Genomic DNA, 15,525 nt, shown 5'->3' with positions numbered 1-15,525 from the left:
GGGTGAAATTTGGTTCCACGTTGTTTGAGGATGATTCCCCCAGCGAGGATACTTTGTCCATCAGACACTTTTACCCCAAGCCTTTTAGCGTTGGAATCGCGACCATTTTTGGAACTACCTACACCTTTTTTATGTGCCATATTTAATCTTTCTTCTTTTCAGCTTTATCAGCTGTTTTCTTTGGTGCCACCTTTTTCTTAGGCGCTGATGCAGAAATTGCATCAATCTGTACCAATGAAAAGTCTTGTCGGTGTCCGTTCTTCCGACGATAACCTTTACGTCTTTTCTTTTTAAAGATAATGACTTTACGGTCACGGCCATGATCCAGCACAGTACCAGATACGGATACACCTTTTACAGTTGGTTTCCCAACCTTAACTTTTTTACCATCATCCGTCAAAAGGACATTATCAAATTTGACCTTTTTACCGACTTCTGCCTCAAGAAGTGACACTTTAATTTTGTCACCTTCTGCGACGCGGTATTGTTTTCCTGCTATATTAACGATTGCAAACATATTTTCTCCAAAAAAAGCCGAGGAACTTAAGTTAAATCTCTCTTGTTTTCAACACCTACATGCTCAATCTCTTGTTGACCATTCTTAGTGTTTAAAAATCTGAATTCATCCCGGGCAATAGCTGGATTGCCCTCGATAATGATGTAAGTGAAATTCTGCCACATGAGTCCGCGAAGTGCTTTTTTATTATCTTTCATAAAATGAGCAATCTCAGGATGAAGTTCTAATTTTAACCTGAGACTACGGTGTTTTGATTTATATCGACGTAGCCAATGGTCAATACGAGTGATCAGTGTTTCCCGTGACATGATCCGGCCGGCACCATGACAGGTGGGACATTCTTCACTCATGGAATCCAACAAACTTAATCGAATTCGTTGGCGAGTCATTTCCAAAAGACCAAATTCTGAAATAGGTGAAACGGCTACTTTTGCTCGATCTTTCTTTAATTCTTTTCGAAGTTCGTAGTAAACCTTCCGACGATTTGATTCTTCACGCATATCGATAAAATCGATTACTACTAAACCTGAAAGATCTCTTAAACGAAGCTGGCGCGCAACTTCTTTACATGTTTCTAGGTTTATTTTAAGCGAATTCTCTTCATGGTTCTTTTTACCCACAAATCGGCCGCTGTTTACATCCACCACAACCATGGCTTCTGTTTTTTCAATAATGAGGTAGGCACCGCTTTTTAACCAAACTTTTGGACGGAGTAGTTTATCTAACTCGTTCTCTATCCCCATACTTTCAAAGAGCGGCTGTTTCAGCTTATAATGCTCTAGGCGATTGGCCATGTTAGGGGAGACCTCTTCCAAATAGCCCTGAAGTTTTCGGTAAAGCTTTTTAGAATCAATTGCAATTTTGTTGATATCGGGTGTAAATAAATCCCGAATAACACTAGAAGCTGTTTCTAAATCCTCATAAACAATCGCTGTACCTTTTGCTCGTTCACTTTTATTCTGAAGCTTTTTCCAATTTTCAACAAGGATATTGAAATCGTTTTTAAGTAGTTCTTCACTTTTGCCTTCCGCTACAGTTCGAACTATGACGCCCATGCCTTTTTCTTTCAAGGATGAGACAATTTTCTTTAAACGGCGACGTTCGTATTTATCCCATATTTTTTTAGAAATTCCAATATAATTTGCATTGGGAACTAGGACAAGAAGACGTCCGGGGATGGCAATTTCAGTTGTAACACGGGGACCTTTTCCGGCGAATGCTTCTTTAATTACCTGAACATGAATATCCTGTCCGGTTTTTAAATCGACACTAATATCATCACGAAACCTTTTTCGGTTTCGCTGTTGGCCATTCTTACTGTTTTTATTTTTAGATGGGCGGCTTTCAACCTCATCCACATCTGCAAGGTAGGCGGAATTTTCTATTTCTGAGAAAGGTAGGAAAGCATTGATATCGTAACCAATATCTACAAATGCGGCCTGCATTCCGGGGAGGACATTTTCAACCTGTCCTTTATAAATATTCCCCACCATGCGTTGGCGGTCCTGCTTCTCAACATAGACTTCAACGAGTGTACCATCTTCAACAATGGCAATTCGAGATTCCCCCATACTCTCGCTGATAAAAATCTCTTTTTTCATATCTTAACTCCAAAGATTTATCAACTTAGGGTTTCTATTATCTTGGATTGGAGACGAAATGAAGAAAGCAGTCGGCCCTTCAGCCGAGGTAGAATTCTACAGAATGAATGAATTTAATCTTCTGAAGGATGAAAATTTTCGGTAACTATTTTGTTATGGTCTAGAATCAGACCGAAAAAACTTTTTGGATTTGCACCTTCAATTCATCGCCATCCAGCATGGAAAATACGGATAGGTGTTCTACTGACCAAGGAATATAAGGTATAACTAAAGGATTGGTATAGATTCAGTTTTTCAGGTAATTTTGGGCAGTCGTGATTTGTTCCCTATTGCCGCGACATAAAATAATGGTGCTAAAAAGGTCATTAACCTCGACTTTTGCATCGGGGTTTTTTACTTTTAGAAAGAAAGACAAATGATTAAAGATTTATTTAAAGAAAAAATATTGGTTTTGGATGGAGCCATGGGAACTATGGTCCAATCCTATAACCTTTCGGAAAAAGATTTTCGTGGAGATCGATTCAAGAATCACCCAAAGGATTTGAAAGGCAATAACGATTTACTTAGTCTCACCCGTTCCGATGTTGTAGGTGAGATCCACAAAGCCTATTTTGATGCTGGTGCCGATATTGTTGAGACCAACACCTTTAATGCCAATGCCATTTCCCAGCTTGATTATGGCATGGAGGACTTGGCTTACGAGATAAACCTTGAAGCGGCAAAAATTGCTAAATCTGTCGCTAAATCCTATACAGACTACCCGCGATTTGTAGCCGGAGCATTAGGGCCAACAAACCGTACCGCTTCAATGAGCCCCGATGTGAATGATCCCGGTTTTCGTAATATCACTTTTGATGAGTTGAAAAATGCATATTACGATCAGGCAAAAGGACTTTTAGATGGTTGTGTTGATCTATTTTTAGTTGAAACTGTTTTTGATACCTTGAATTGTAAAGCAGCGCTTTTTGCTGTGAAAACATTAATGGAAGATCGAGGAGTCGATATTCCGATTTTAGTTTCTGGAACAATCACCGATGCGAGTGGCAGAACACTTTCGGGGCAAACGGTGGAAGCCTTCTGGAATTCAATTCGTCATGCAGATTTAACTGCAGTCGGACTTAACTGTGCTTTAGGTGCGGAGCAGATCCGTCCATGGCTAGATGACCTTTCAACATCTGCCGGTATTTATTCCTTCGTTTATCCCAATGCGGGGTTGCCTAACGAATTTGGAGAATACGATGAATCTCCCGAAGCAATGGCCGCCATCATAAAAGAATTTGCCGAAAGCGGATTGGTAAACCTTGTGGGCGGATGCTGCGGTACAACGCCTTCTCATATTAAGGCAATTGCTGATGCAGTCCACGGAGTCACTCCTAGAGAAATTCCGAAGATTAATCCTTTAACAAAATTGAGTGGTTTGGAACCGGTGACGATTCGTCCCGAGAGTAATTTTGTAAATATTGGAGAGCGAACCAATGTAACCGGCTCGGCTAAATTCCGCCGATTAATCAAAGAAGATAACTATGAGGAAGCTTTATCTGTAGCACGCCAGCAGATTGAAAATGGCGCCCAAATTATTGATGTAAATATGGATGAAGGACTCCTCGATTCGGAACAAGCTATGGAAACATTCCTTCGTTTGATCGCTGCGGAACCGGATATTGCTAAAGTGCCTGTCATGGTAGATTCATCTAAATGGACAGTTTTGGAAGAAGGGTTGAAAAATCTTCAGGGAAAAGGCATTGTCAATTCTATCTCCATGAAAGAAGGGGAGGGCGAATTTATAAGGCAAGCTAAGATTGTTAAAAAATATGGTGCGGCCGTAATTGTCATGGCTTTTGATGAAAAAGGTCAAGCCGATTCATACGATCGGAAAGTTGAGATTTGCACAAATGCTTATAAGATTCTAACTGAAGAAGTTGGTTTTGCCCCGGAAGATATCATTTTTGATCCGAATATATTTGCTGTGGCTACGGGGATTGAAGAGCACAATGAATATGGAAAAGCATTTATTGATGCCACTAAAACGATAAAGGAAACACTTCCGGGTGTTCATATCAGTGGTGGCGTCTCGAATCTTTCTTTCTCATTTCGGGGAAATAATGGTATTCGCGAGGCGATGCATTCCGTTTTTCTTTATCATGCTATACAGGCCGGAATGGATATGGGAATCGTGAATGCGGGGCAACTTACAGTTTATGATGAAATTGCGCCGAAATTGAAAAAACGTGTAGAAGACGTTCTATTTAATCGCAGGGATGATGCTACCGAAAGATTGGTTGAAATTGCAGATGAATATCGCGGTGTTAAAAAATCGCAGAAAAAGGATTTGTCCTGGCGGGAGAATTCTGTTCAGGATCGTCTAAGCCACGCTTTAGTGGATGGAATTGTCGATTTTATAGTAGATGATACAGAAGAGGCACGTCAAAAATATGATCGTCCAATTCATGTGATTGAAGGTCCTCTCATGGATGGTATGAATGTCGTGGGCGATTTGTTCGGTGCGGGCAAAATGTTTCTGCCCCAAGTGGTGAAATCTGCTCGGGTGATGAAAAAAGCTGTAGCACACCTTTTGCCATTTATTGAAAAAGAAAAAGATGAATTGGGACTCACGGGAAAATCAAACGGTAAAATTGTCATGGCGACGGTAAAGGGTGATGTCCATGATATTGGAAAAAATATTGTAGGTGTTGTACTGGGTTGCAATGGTTATGATATTATTGATCTTGGCGTTATGGTATCGTCGGACAAAATCCTTTCTACGGCCAAAGCTGAAGGGGCTGATATTATCGGTCTTTCTGGGCTTATTACGCCCAGTTTGGATGAAATGGTTCATGTCGCCAGTGAAATGGAACGACTTGAATTTGATATTCCTTTGTTAATTGGGGGTGCCACAACAAGCCGCAAACACACCGCCGTCAAAATCGAAGAAAATTATTCCGGTCCAACCATCCATGTAATTGATGCCTCCCGTGCCGTGGGTGTTGTGAGCAAACTATTGAATGAGGATGAAAAAGAATCGCTAGTATCGGAGACACAAGCAGATTTTGCCAAGATTAGAGAGGCACGTGCAAAAAGGCCCCAAATGAAGCGGCTTAATATCCAAACAGCAAGAGAAAGAAAATTTCCAGTTGATTGGAATCAATATCAAGTACCAACACCAAGATTTCAAGGGGTAAAAGTTTTTGAAGATTATCCTTTAGACGAATTGGTGGATTATATTGATTGGTCTCCCTTTTTCCACGCGTGGGAATTAAAGGGGGTTTATCCAAAAATAATGACCGATTCCAAATATGGAGTTGAAGCGCAAAAACTTTTTGATGACGGTCAGTCACTTTTGAAAAGAATTGTATCTGAAAAATTGCTTACGGCAAAAGGCGTGATAGGCATTCATCCTGCCTATGCGGAAAATGAATCCGTATTTACAGATGGTGTGGTATTTAAATTTCCCCGACAAACGGTAGATAAAGGTGCGAAGAAACCGAATTTTTGTTTGGCGGACTTTATTGCACCGAAAGATGATTTTATTGGAACATTTGCAGTAACTACGGGCCACGGAATCGAAACCATCGTAAAAGAATTCGAAAACCAGCATGATGATTATAATGCCATCATGGTTAAAGTATTAGCGGATCGACTGGCGGAAGCTTTTGCAGAACGGCTTCACCAAAGGATGCGGAAAGAACTCTGGGGATATGCCACTGATGAATCAATGAATAATGATTCACTAATAAATGAAAAATATCAGGGAATTCGTCCCGCACCGGGATACCCCGCATGTCCGGATCATGTAGAAAAAGATAAGATTTGGAAATTGCTCAATGTTGAGGAAAACACAGGAATTACGTTGACAGAAAGTCGCGCCATGAATCCCGCCGCTTCTGTCAGTGGATGGTACTTTTCTCATCCTGAATCTCGATACTTTAGTGTAAGTGATTATTAACATTATGTAAAAAATACTTTACTTATAGTAATATATATCATACATTCTGCCCTAATTATTGATAAAGGAGAATGACTTATGTTAGAAGAATTAAAAGGAAAAGAAGTCTTAATTCAAACTTCCAGTTTTGCAACCGATAATACTAAAGGTAAAGTTCTTGAAGTTGGAGATTCTTGGATAAAAATTCAAGCCAAAAAGAAAATTGAATATATCAGTTTGAAAAAGGTCTCAATAATCAATACTAAAATATAGTAGTTCTACAAGTTGACTCTTAAAATTATAATAAAGGATTAATAATTATGACAAAGAAAATGACTGAATCTAGCGATCTTACCACTCGAACTAAAATAAACACGGTTCATGTTGGACTTTGGACCGGCGCTTGGGTTTTGACTTCAGCATTGGCTGTGTTTGGCCCCAAATTTTTTTGGGCGTTCAATACGACCCTTACAATTCTAGGCGTGCTCATTAATCTGGGGATTGGATTTGGAATGATATTGGCAAACAAACGGCATCTGAATGGGCTGGATGAACTGATGCGAAAAATTCAACTTGAAGCCATGGCATTTTCGCTGGGTGTTGGGTTAGTGTGTGGTCTTAGCTATGAACTGTTGGAAGACATTAAACTCATTTCTTTTGAACCTGAGATATCACATTTAATCATGCTGATGGCAATTACTTATATTGGTGGCGTACTCGCAGGCCAGAGGAAATTCAAATGAATCTTTTTTCAAATTATTCAAATAGAGAACTCAATATTTGGGGTGAATTAGGATTAGATATTCTAGTATCAATTTATTTTTTCCCAAAAGTTTTATATATGGATTTAAATGAGGGAGATATTCTTTTAGAAATCATTATTAACACCATTATAATTTCTATTTTGTATTCAATCCTCGTATTTGGGTTTATAAACAAATTCGTAAAACCACAAAAGAGGGATGAACGAGATGATTTATGTGAGAAGAAAGGATACAGAATTGGATATTTAATTTTTCACTTTTTCATAATCATTTTAATAGGGATAATTGTATCCTACCCATTTTATTATAAATCGTTAATGGTTTTTAATCCATCAATCGTTGTGTTTTTGTTATTAATTATGGTAATAGCTTCCGTTGGGAACGCCATTACTCAGTTATATTATTACCGAAAGACAATTTAAAAATGGGAAAGCTTGCAATCACAAATAATGTTCGTCGTCTGCGCTTTGATGCAGATGAAATGACTCAGGCAGATCTTGCCGCGAAAGCAGATGTTACCCGTCAAACCATCATTGCGATTGAGGGGGGCAAATATTCACCTTCCCTGGAATTGGCTTTCAAAATTGCCAATGCGTTTGGCGTTCCTTTGGAATCCGTGTTCCAATTTCAGGATGGTGAATGATGAATTATCGTAAAAACAATTCCCAGTATTGGGAGGATAAATATTTGGCAGATAGCTTAGGCTGGGATTTAGGTGGGCCCACCCCAATATTTCGACAAATGGCATCAAAGTTAAACCCAGGGAAAGTTTGTATCGTAGGATGTGGCCATGGGCATGATGCAATCGTTTTTGCACAAAAAGGATTTGAAGTGACAGCTGTAGATTTTGCCCCATCGGCTATCGTCGCACTAAAAACATTAGCGGAATCGTCCCAAGTTAAAATCAATGCTGTCGAAGCTAATATTTTTTCTTTAACACACAAATACGCAAATACTTTTGATTATATTATTGAGCAAACATGTTTTTGTGCTATTGATCCAAGCCGAAGAGTAGAATATGAAGCTGTAGTTAAATCAATATTAAAACCGGGTGGACAATTAGTTGGACTCTGGTTTCCTTTAGATAAAACATTGGAAGAAGGTGGTCCACCCTATGCGACAAGGATTGATGAAGTTAAATCTATTTTTGATTTAGGATGGGGAATTGTAAAGGAAGAATTTCCGGATTTATCAATTGGCCCTCGAAAAGGTCGCGAAAAACTGATTATATTTAAAAAGTGTTAAAGTACTAATTTAGAAAGAAGCGAAAGGACTTTAACACATTTTTCAATGATTGACCAATCCACATTTGATTTCCTAACAGACCTAAAGAATAATAACCGTCGGGAATGGTATCATGCCAATAAGGACAGGTTCAAGGATGCCCAGCAAAACTTTATCGATTTTGTAGCGATGCTCTTGTTTCGGATTTCTGAATTTGATTCTGAAATGATTGGAACCGAACCAAAAGACTGTTTATTTCGAATTTATCGTGATACGCGTTTTTCTAAAGATAAAACGCCCTACAAGACTTGGTTCGGTGCCAGTATGAATCCCGGTGGAAGAAAGCGCATGGGTGCTGGCTATTACATTCATGTGGGCCCGGAAGAATGTTTTATTGCCGGTGGTATTTGGCATCCAGATAAGGATACATTATTGGCCATTCGTGAATATATTGTGGGATGGCCGAATCAATTTGAATCCATAGTAAAAGACGACGGGTTTATAAATACTTTTGGGGAATTGGGTGGTAACCGTCTAAAAGTTGCACCAAAAGGATATCCTAAAGATCATCCCCAGATTGAATGGCTTCGATATAAAGATTTTATTGTGAGTAAGAAAATCCCAATTGCTGATTTTCGGTCAGACCAAATTTTAGATATTGGCTATGATGTATACCACCAAATGGCAGATTTTATCGTTTACCTCCGAAAGGCGATAGGTCAATCATAATCGTTTAATTCTTTCTTTACCACCCATAATCATTAAGGGCATGATTGATGCCAAAAAGATAATGTGATACCAAGCGGGCATGGTGTCCCCAAAACTAATTTGAACAACGATTGCAAATACTAAATTGATTATGGCTGCAATTTGAACAACTCGAAGATGGTTTGTCGCTGCAACCAAACCAGAAACATATCCTGCAATAATGGAACAGATAAATGTTAGGACTAAACTGGCCATAAGCATTCCCTTGGTTGTGGGAACCGTATTCTCAAATTGATCGGGAAAAAGACTCATTAGAATTGGGAAGAGGAGAAGATTGCAAATTATTCCCCAACTGAGCCAACCTGCAACCACTGCTAAAATATTTCTTATCATAATTATTCCTTTCAATTAAATCAATTTACGTACGAATAATAAGATGTGACCTTTAATTGTTTGCCCTAATTTTCGCCCCATGATTTCTGATTTAATACTCGCAAAAGATGCCGCTATTGAAGCAGGTGGCGTAATATTAAACTATTATAAAGCGGATTACGAAATTCGTGATAAGGGATATCATAATCCTGTTACAACAGCAGACCATGCGGCCGATGATTGTCTGAAGGACATTTTAATGGGGGCCCGGCCAGAATATGGTTGGTTATCCGAAGAAACTGTGGATTCGCCGGACCGTTTATCCAAGGATAGGGTATGGGTTGTTGATCCACTTGACGGCACCAAAGAATTCATCGAAGGCGTTCCAAACTTTGTGGTTAGTGTTGCCTTGGTAGAAAATGGCAAACCGATTGTTGGTATTCTTTATAACCCCGTAACCAAAGAAACATTTACGGCAGCCAAAGGTGAGGGCGCATTTTTGAATAGTGAACCCATTCGCTGTTCTTCAAAAGTAAATTTGGTTGATATGGTTATTTTGAATAGTCGTTCTGAAACACGACGTGGGCTATGGGCGCCATATGATGGTACATTTGGTGAACTCAGGGCAGTAGGCTCTGTTGCGTATAAGCTTGGGCTTACAGCCGCTGGGAAAGCAGATATATTTGCTTCTCTTCGTCCAAAAAACGAATGGGACATCTGTGCAGGAAATTGTATAATTAATGAAGCAGGCGGAAAACTGATTGACCTAAAAGGGAATCTTGTTAGTTTCAATCAAGAAAAGACGCTTATTGAACCAGGTTTAATTGCCGGTGAAGTAGATGCAGTGGATAAAACATATAAAATTTTAACATAATAAATAAAAATGACACAAATACCAGAAGATGCAATCCAATGTTTAGATAAAGGATTCGTTCGACTCGTGGATTCCATGGGTGGGGATGATGCCATTGTACAAGCGGCTCGCGTGAGTTATGGTAAAGGGACCAGTAAAACATCTCAAGATCGGGGACTTATTCGCTATCTTATGCGCCATCGCCATACAACACCTTTTGAAATGGTGGAATTCAAGTATCATTGCAAGATGCCTATTTTTGTTGCCCGGCAATGGGTTCGACATCGTACGGCAAATATTAACGAATATTCACTTCGATACTCAGAAGCGCGCGATGAGTTTTATATGCCTGACCCTGAACATATTCAGTTTCAGTCGGCTTTAAATAAGCAGGGCAGGATGGGGGAAGTGCCACCAGAATTAAAACAAAAAGTTCAGGATTATTTTAAAGAAATTTCTGATCGCAGTTTTGCAATTTATTCTGAATTGAATGAGGCAGGAGTGGCCCGTGAATTGGCCCGATCAATTCTCCCGGTAAATCTTTATACGGAATGGTATTGGAAGAACGATCTTCATAATCTGCTTCATTTTGTTGGACTGAGATCCGACAGTCATGCCCAATACGAAATTCGAGTTTTTTCTGATGCAATGGCGGAATCAGTGAAAGCTGTTGCGCCATTTGCGTGGGAAGCCTACCAAGATTACGTTGTAAAAGGAATGCGTTTTTCTCGCGTTGAGCAAAGTTTGCTCCAGAAAAACTTACCCAATCGTGTTATTGATGATATTTGTGAAGATATTGCCTATCAACTAACTGCAACACTCCATAATTCGAAGCCAAGAGAAGATGCTGATTTGTATCCATTATACCAAAAACAAGGTGGTTCCGATTCTGAAACGGATTTCAAATTAAAATGGGATTCAGGTGAAATTGAATTGGGTAATACACGTGAACTCAGAGAATTCAAGTTGAAACTGGAGAGTTTAAAAAACTAGTCGCGGATTGCATAACACACAGAGCAATATGTTATTAATTATAAAATCGCTACAATCTCTGTGACTTCGCCGCAAATAAACGAAGGTCATCGCCAACGCCTTCGGGATAAATTCCTGAAAAGCGGTCTGGATGGATTTCACGATTATGAAATTATCGAACTCTTACTTACTTTAGGTACTCCCCGAAAAGATTGCAAACAAGCGGCCAAGGATGCTTTGAAACAATTTGGTTCTCTTAAATCTGTTTTGGAAGCCAACGCAGAGGAACTCAAATCCATTAATGGTATTGGGGACAATAATGTATTCGGACTCAAAATTGCCCAAGCTGTTTCCCGTCGCTATCTTTCAGACAAAATTATCAATAAAGATTTTATCCGTTCCGCCGATGAAGTGATGGATTATTTAAAGCATAATCTCCGGGATAAAAACCGTGAAATATTTATGGTTATTTATCTCAATGGTCGAAATCAAATTTTAAAAATGGAAGAATTATTTGAAGGCACTTTATCTACATCGGCAGTCTATCCACGTGAAGTGGTAAAGCGGGCGCTGGAGAACGATGCGGCTGCATTGGTATTTGTCCATAATCACCCCAGTGGAAACCCCAACCCTAGCCAGGACGATCTCACGATTACCAAAAAATTGGTCGAAGCAGTCAAAGCAATTGAAGTATCGGTTCATGATCATCTCATCATCGCCGGGAATGATGTGTATTCTTTTGCGGACCATGGGTTGATTTAAATAATTTTAACCACAAAGACACGGAGAAATATTTTCAGGAATACTTATTGAAATAAATTATGAAAACTTCAAAAAAACTCAGAATTATCAAAAATATAATTAAAAAAATCATTTTTAATAGATTGTCTTTTTCTATTTATTTTGTAATTATAATAGAATTTTATTATTATAGTAATCAACATTTGGAATTTGAATTGGGAAACATTTTATTTTTCATTGTATTTTTTTTACTCACAGTCGGGTTTGTTTCATGGTTGAAAAACTCTTTTGCTACTAATGAAATTTTATTAGACGAAGAAATTAAATCAAAAGTGTCCGATATAATAAGTTATGCGGAAGAATTTATTGTAATTGTAAGCCCATTTTTTTCACCGGGAGAAACATTATTAAGGAATATTATTCAAGCGGCAAAAAATGAAGTAAAAGTTTATATTGTTCATAATACAAAAGAACTTGAAAACCCTGAATTTTTAAAAATATTAAAGCGAATTGATGGAATTTGCAAGGTTTACAATCATCCGAATTTGCATTCCAAATTATATTTTAATGAATCAGAAATGATTATCACTTCTTTAAATTTAAATCAATCGTCAATGATGAATTCTTTTGAAGTTGGATGGCATTCCAATAAAGATATGGATTTTGAAAGGGTTAAAGGATATGTTCATGAGGGTATAATAAATGATAAACTTTCCTCCAAAACGGAAATATCTAAGGTGGAAGAAAAACTCGGATATTGTATCCGAACAAAAAAAAGAATTTTATTAAATATAGACCGTCCTATTGAAATAGGTGAGTACTATAAGTCAAATCGATCAAATGATGGATCATATTGTCATAAATGTGGAGATGAATTCGATACTTCAATTGATAATCCATTTTGTAAAAACCACCAATCCTTATTAAAAATTTAATTTTCTCCCGATTCTCTGCGTACTCTGTGCTCTCTGTGGCCATTTTGTAAATAAACTATGTCATTATTCAACAGAGCAGAAGTCATTGATTTCAATTTTACCCAATTCGTGAAATCCGGGAATCTTCCCACCGCCCGGACTAATCTTCTATTATCTCAAACCAATATTCCCCCGTCGGAGTTGATTTCAGTATTTGAGTCACAAGTCTTAAGCCGCCATATGGATTTAAAGGCGCGGTTATTGAAAGATGAAGGGAAATGCTTTTACACAATTGGTAGCTCCGGACACGAAGGGAATGCGGTTTTTGGAAAAGTTTTTCCATATACGGATATGGCTTTTCTTCATTATCGCAGTGGACCCTTTTTTATAGAGCGAGCTAAACAAGTCTCCGGTACAACACCGATTTATGATATGGCACTTTCGTACATGGCATCTTCAGAAGATCCCATTAGCGGTGGAAGACATAAAGTATTGGGGAGCAAAATTTTAAATATTCCGCCCCAAACCAGTACAATTGCTAGTCACCTTCCAAAGGCTGTTGGGACGGCCTTTTCAATAGATCGCGCAAAGGATTTGGATATTTCAGAACGGGAATTAATTGGAGATAGTATTGTACTATGCAGTTTTGGCGATGCTAGCGCTAACCATGCAACCGCCCTAAGTGCCTTTAATACCGCCAGTTGGGTGAATAATGTGGGCGGACATGTTCCTATTATATTTATTTGCGAAGATAATGGTACGGGCATTTCAGTTCCTACAGATGATCATTGGGTTCAACAGAATTTTTCCAATCGACCTGGTATTGATTATTTGCAAACGGATGGTTTACATCTGATTGATCTTATCATAAAAGCACGTCGAGCTGAACATGATTGTAGAATAAATCGTTCTCCCATTTTTCTTCATATGAAAACGGTAAGACTCATGGGGCATGCTGGGTCTGATGTAGAAGTTGGCTATAGACCACTCGCAGAAATTGAAAAGACTGAATTCAATGACCCGTTACTTCATTCTTCTCGAATTCTCATAGAAAATCAATGTTTATCTGCTGATGATATTTTGGCCATGTATGAATCAACGCGCGAGCAGATTAATCATGTATTTGAAGCGGCAACCCTTCGGCCAAAATTGGAATCGGCTGAGGGTGTGATGAAATCCATCACCGCCAACCAAAGCAAACGAGATGTTCCAAAATACCCGACTTCAAATGACCGAAAAGAACTTTTTGGAAAAGAGTTTCCGCGTATGGACCAAGCCCAACACATGGCAAAACTCATTAATTATGCTTTGTCCGATATTATGCTACGGTATAAAAACACATTAGTATTTGGAGAAGATGTAGCGCAGAAAGGCGGTGTATATCATGTAACGGCCGATTTATATAAACAATTTGGTGTCCGTCGTGTGTTTAATAGTCCGCTGGATGAAACTTCAATTATCGGTTTTGGGTCAGGGTTTGGTCACAACGGATTTGTTCCAATTCCAGAAATCCAATTTCTGGCTTATCTTCATAATGCAGAAGATCAATTACGGGGAGAAGCAGCAACATTACCTTTTTTCAGCGAAGGTCAATTTACGAATCCAATGGTTTTGCGAGTGCCGGGATTGGCTTATCAGAAAGGATTTGGTGGCCATTTTCATAACGATAATTCTTTAACTATATTTCGTGATATTCCAGGGATAATTCTTGCTGTCCCATCCAATGGTGTTGATGCAGTCAAGATGCTTCGTACCGCCGTTCGAGAAGCGTATGAAAATGGAAGAGTTGTTGTTTTTATAGAGCCAATAGCTCTTTATATGATGAAAGATCTCCACGAGCCTAAAGATGGAAAATGGAATTTCCAATATCCTGAGTTAGATGAAGAAATTTCACTCGGCGAATTTGAAGAATATGGTAATGGGAAAGTGCTCACAATAATCACGTATGGAAATGGATTGTACTTATCCCTTCAAGCACAAAAAGAGATTGAGAAAAAATTAAAGAAAAAAATTAAAGTAATCGATTTACGCTGGCTTTCGGATATTGATATTCCGAAACTATTGAAGGTAATTGGTGTTTGTGAAAATGTGCTCATTGTAGATGAATGCCGTCGAACTGGCTGTCATGGTGAAGGATTATTTACTCAATTAGTGAGCGAGTCTAAGAAACCATTGAATATAAAACTCCATGCAGCGGAAGATAGTTTTATTTCCCTTGGTGTAGCAGCGACGGCGACCTTGCCCAGTAAAGAATCTATCGTAAAAAATGCGTTAGAGTTGGTGATTTCGTAGAATCCAATGGAGATTCATCTATGAAATATAGTTTTAAAACACCCCAATTTATTGGGGTGATAAAAACTCAGGAAACAAGTATAACCGCTTCAGCGGTTTAATAACCCGATGGCAATCCATTCAAAGGTCAAAGTTTTTGTTCATCTGGTATGGTCAACTCACAGTCGCAACCCAATTTTAAATAAGGAATTTAAAAAACAGTTGAAAACCCATTTAATTGTGCATGGAAAAGAAAATGGAATATTAATTCAGGAAATAAATATTCAACCTGAACATTTACATTTATTAATTCCAATACCGGCAGATTTGTCTATATCAAAGATTGCTAAAAGTTTAAAAGGTGAATCATCAAGGTGGATCAATGAAAATGGATTTGTCCAGGGGAAATTCAGATGGCAAAGGGGATATGGTGCTTTTTCGGTCAGTGCGTCTCAGCTAAACATTGTTTCAAACTATATAAGAAATCAAGATGAGCACCATAAGAAAAACACTTTTATGGATGAATACAACCATTGGCTTAAGCGGTATGGGATGGAAAAAGATGAAAACGACTGAAGTCGTTATAAAGGTTGAGAGCATTCTCTCACACCCGAATGAATTCGGGTGTTCACGAGATGGGATTTCTTTTAGGTTAGCCCAAAAGGT

The 15,525-nt window shown here is 38.5% G+C and carries 17 protein-coding genes and 1 riboswitch; of the genes, 13 read left to right on the top strand and 4 right to left on the bottom strand.

Annotated elements, in window-relative coordinates; translation table 11 throughout:
• The 3 genes from HN459_08395 to HN459_08385 form a co-directional block, all read right to left on the bottom strand.
• Positions 1-140, bottom strand: a 140-nt coding sequence (locus HN459_08395; protein MBT3479465.1) for a 50S ribosomal protein L27, incomplete at its 3' end; no start/stop codon positions are given.
• A 2-nt stretch (positions 141-142) separates the two neighbouring features.
• Complete coding sequence (gene rplU / locus HN459_08390; protein MBT3479464.1) at positions 143-517, bottom strand: 50S ribosomal protein L21; 375 nt, start codon at positions 515-517, stop codon at positions 143-145.
• A 26-nt stretch (positions 518-543) separates the two neighbouring features.
• Positions 544-2,118 (bottom strand): Rne/Rng family ribonuclease, encoded by a 1,575-nt coding sequence (locus tag HN459_08385; GenBank protein MBT3479463.1) that lies wholly within the window; start codon positions 2,116-2,118, stop codon positions 544-546.
• A 301-nt stretch (positions 2,119-2,419) separates the two neighbouring features.
• Positions 2,420-2,496: riboswitch (SAM riboswitch) on the top strand.
• 37 nt (positions 2,497-2,533) lie between these two features.
• Here HN459_08385 and metH point away from each other — a divergent pair.
• From metH to HN459_08350, 7 genes are all read left to right on the top strand, one after another.
• Positions 2,534-6,061, top strand: a complete 3,528-nt coding sequence (gene metH / locus HN459_08380; protein ID MBT3479462.1) for a methionine synthase — start codon at positions 2,534-2,536, stop codon at positions 6,059-6,061.
• Positions 6,062-6,139: 78 nt separating this feature from the next.
• A complete protein-coding gene (locus HN459_08375) occupies positions 6,140-6,313 on the top strand; it encodes a hypothetical protein (GenBank protein ID MBT3479461.1) in 174 nt (57 codons plus the stop codon).
• Between the two features lie 47 nt (positions 6,314-6,360).
• The gene (locus HN459_08370; GenBank protein ID MBT3479460.1) at positions 6,361-6,783 is read left to right on the top strand and encodes a hypothetical protein; all 423 of its coding nucleotides are present in this window, start codon (positions 6,361-6,363) and stop codon (positions 6,781-6,783) included.
• Entirely contained in the window at positions 6,780-7,226 is a 447-nt protein-coding gene (locus tag HN459_08365) for a hypothetical protein (GenBank protein MBT3479459.1), read from the top strand. Before HN459_08370 ends, HN459_08365 begins: the two co-directional genes overlap by 4 nt.
• 2 nt (positions 7,227-7,228) lie before the next feature.
• A complete protein-coding gene (locus HN459_08360; GenBank protein MBT3479458.1) occupies positions 7,229-7,447 on the top strand; it encodes a helix-turn-helix transcriptional regulator in 219 nt (72 codons plus the stop codon).
• A complete protein-coding gene (locus tag HN459_08355) occupies positions 7,444-8,049 on the top strand; it encodes a methyltransferase domain-containing protein (GenBank protein ID MBT3479457.1) in 606 nt (201 codons plus the stop codon). Before HN459_08360 ends, HN459_08355 begins: the two co-directional genes overlap by 4 nt.
• Positions 8,050-8,094: 45 nt before the next feature.
• Positions 8,095-8,757: a DUF2461 domain-containing protein gene (locus HN459_08350; protein ID MBT3479456.1), complete on the top strand. Its 663-nt coding sequence runs from the start codon at positions 8,095-8,097 to the stop codon at positions 8,755-8,757.
• On the opposite strand, the gene HN459_08345 is transcribed toward HN459_08350, so the two are convergent.
• Entirely contained in the window at positions 8,752-9,129 is a 378-nt protein-coding gene (locus tag HN459_08345; protein MBT3479455.1) for a hypothetical protein, read from the bottom strand. The genes HN459_08350 and HN459_08345 overlap by 6 nt on opposite strands.
• Positions 9,130-9,208: 79 nt before the next feature.
• Here HN459_08345 and HN459_08340 point away from each other — a divergent pair, with 79 nt between their 5' ends.
• From HN459_08340 to tnpA, 6 genes are all read left to right on the top strand, one after another.
• Positions 9,209-9,982, top strand: a complete 774-nt coding sequence (locus HN459_08340; protein MBT3479454.1) for a 3'(2'),5'-bisphosphate nucleotidase CysQ — start codon at positions 9,209-9,211, stop codon at positions 9,980-9,982.
• A 9-nt stretch (positions 9,983-9,991) separates the two neighbouring features.
• Positions 9,992-10,954 carry an FAD-dependent thymidylate synthase gene (locus tag HN459_08335; protein MBT3479453.1) on the top strand — a complete coding sequence of 321 codons (963 nt, stop codon included), beginning with the start codon at positions 9,992-9,994 and terminating at the stop codon, positions 10,952-10,954.
• Between the two features lie 60 nt (positions 10,955-11,014).
• Complete coding sequence (gene radC, locus HN459_08330; GenBank protein ID MBT3479452.1) at positions 11,015-11,695, top strand: DNA repair protein RadC; 681 nt, start codon at positions 11,015-11,017, stop codon at positions 11,693-11,695.
• Between the two features lie 59 nt (positions 11,696-11,754).
• Complete coding sequence (locus HN459_08325; protein ID MBT3479451.1) at positions 11,755-12,609, top strand: phosphatidylserine/phosphatidylglycerophosphate/cardiolipin synthase family protein; 855 nt, start codon at positions 11,755-11,757, stop codon at positions 12,607-12,609.
• 57 nt (positions 12,610-12,666) lie between these two features.
• On the top strand, positions 12,667-14,880 hold the full coding sequence (locus HN459_08320; protein MBT3479450.1) for an MFS transporter: 2,214 nt from the start codon (positions 12,667-12,669) through the stop codon (positions 14,878-14,880).
• A gap of 108 nt (positions 14,881-14,988) precedes the next feature.
• Positions 14,989-15,435 carry an IS200/IS605 family transposase gene (gene tnpA, locus HN459_08315; protein MBT3479449.1) on the top strand — a complete coding sequence of 149 codons (447 nt, stop codon included), beginning with the start codon at positions 14,989-14,991 and terminating at the stop codon, positions 15,433-15,435.
• Positions 15,436-15,525 lie beyond the last annotated feature (90 nt).

It is taken from the genome of Candidatus Neomarinimicrobiota bacterium, assembly GCA_018647265.1.
Classification (GTDB): Bacteria; Fidelibacterota; Marinisomatia; order Marinisomatales; family TCS55; genus TCS55.
This window is presented reverse-complemented; position numbering and strand designations above follow the sequence as displayed.

Bases quoted from the DNA above. Each gene is read 5' to 3' on its own strand.
- HN459_08370 (MBT3479460.1), top strand. From the start codon at position 6,361: ATGACAAAGAAAATGACTGAATCTAGCGATCTTACCACTCGAACTAAA.
- HN459_08365 (MBT3479459.1), top strand. From the start codon at position 6,780: ATGAATCTTTTTTCAAATTATTCAAATAGAGAACTCAATATTTGGGGT.
- rplU (MBT3479464.1), bottom strand. From the start codon at position 517: ATGTTTGCAATCGTTAATATAGCAGGAAAACAATACCGCGTCGCAGAA.
- HN459_08375 (MBT3479461.1), top strand. From the start codon at position 6,140: ATGTTAGAAGAATTAAAAGGAAAAGAAGTCTTAATTCAAACTTCCAGT.
- tnpA (MBT3479449.1), top strand. From the start codon at position 14,989: ATGGCAATCCATTCAAAGGTCAAAGTTTTTGTTCATCTGGTATGGTCA.
- HN459_08325 (MBT3479451.1), top strand. From the start codon at position 11,755: ATGAAAACTTCAAAAAAACTCAGAATTATCAAAAATATAATTAAAAAA.
- HN459_08355 (MBT3479457.1), top strand. From the start codon at position 7,444: ATGATGAATTATCGTAAAAACAATTCCCAGTATTGGGAGGATAAATAT.
- HN459_08385 (MBT3479463.1), bottom strand. From the start codon at position 2,118: ATGAAAAAAGAGATTTTTATCAGCGAGAGTATGGGGGAATCTCGAATT.
- HN459_08350 (MBT3479456.1), top strand. From the start codon at position 8,095: ATGATTGACCAATCCACATTTGATTTCCTAACAGACCTAAAGAATAAT.
- metH (MBT3479462.1), top strand. From the start codon at position 2,534: ATGATTAAAGATTTATTTAAAGAAAAAATATTGGTTTTGGATGGAGCC.
- HN459_08335 (MBT3479453.1), top strand. From the start codon at position 9,992: ATGACACAAATACCAGAAGATGCAATCCAATGTTTAGATAAAGGATTC.
- HN459_08320 (MBT3479450.1), top strand. From the start codon at position 12,667: ATGTCATTATTCAACAGAGCAGAAGTCATTGATTTCAATTTTACCCAA.
- HN459_08340 (MBT3479454.1), top strand. From the start codon at position 9,209: ATGATTTCTGATTTAATACTCGCAAAAGATGCCGCTATTGAAGCAGGT.
- HN459_08360 (MBT3479458.1), top strand. From the start codon at position 7,229: ATGGGAAAGCTTGCAATCACAAATAATGTTCGTCGTCTGCGCTTTGAT.
- HN459_08345 (MBT3479455.1), bottom strand. From the start codon at position 9,129: ATGATAAGAAATATTTTAGCAGTGGTTGCAGGTTGGCTCAGTTGGGGA.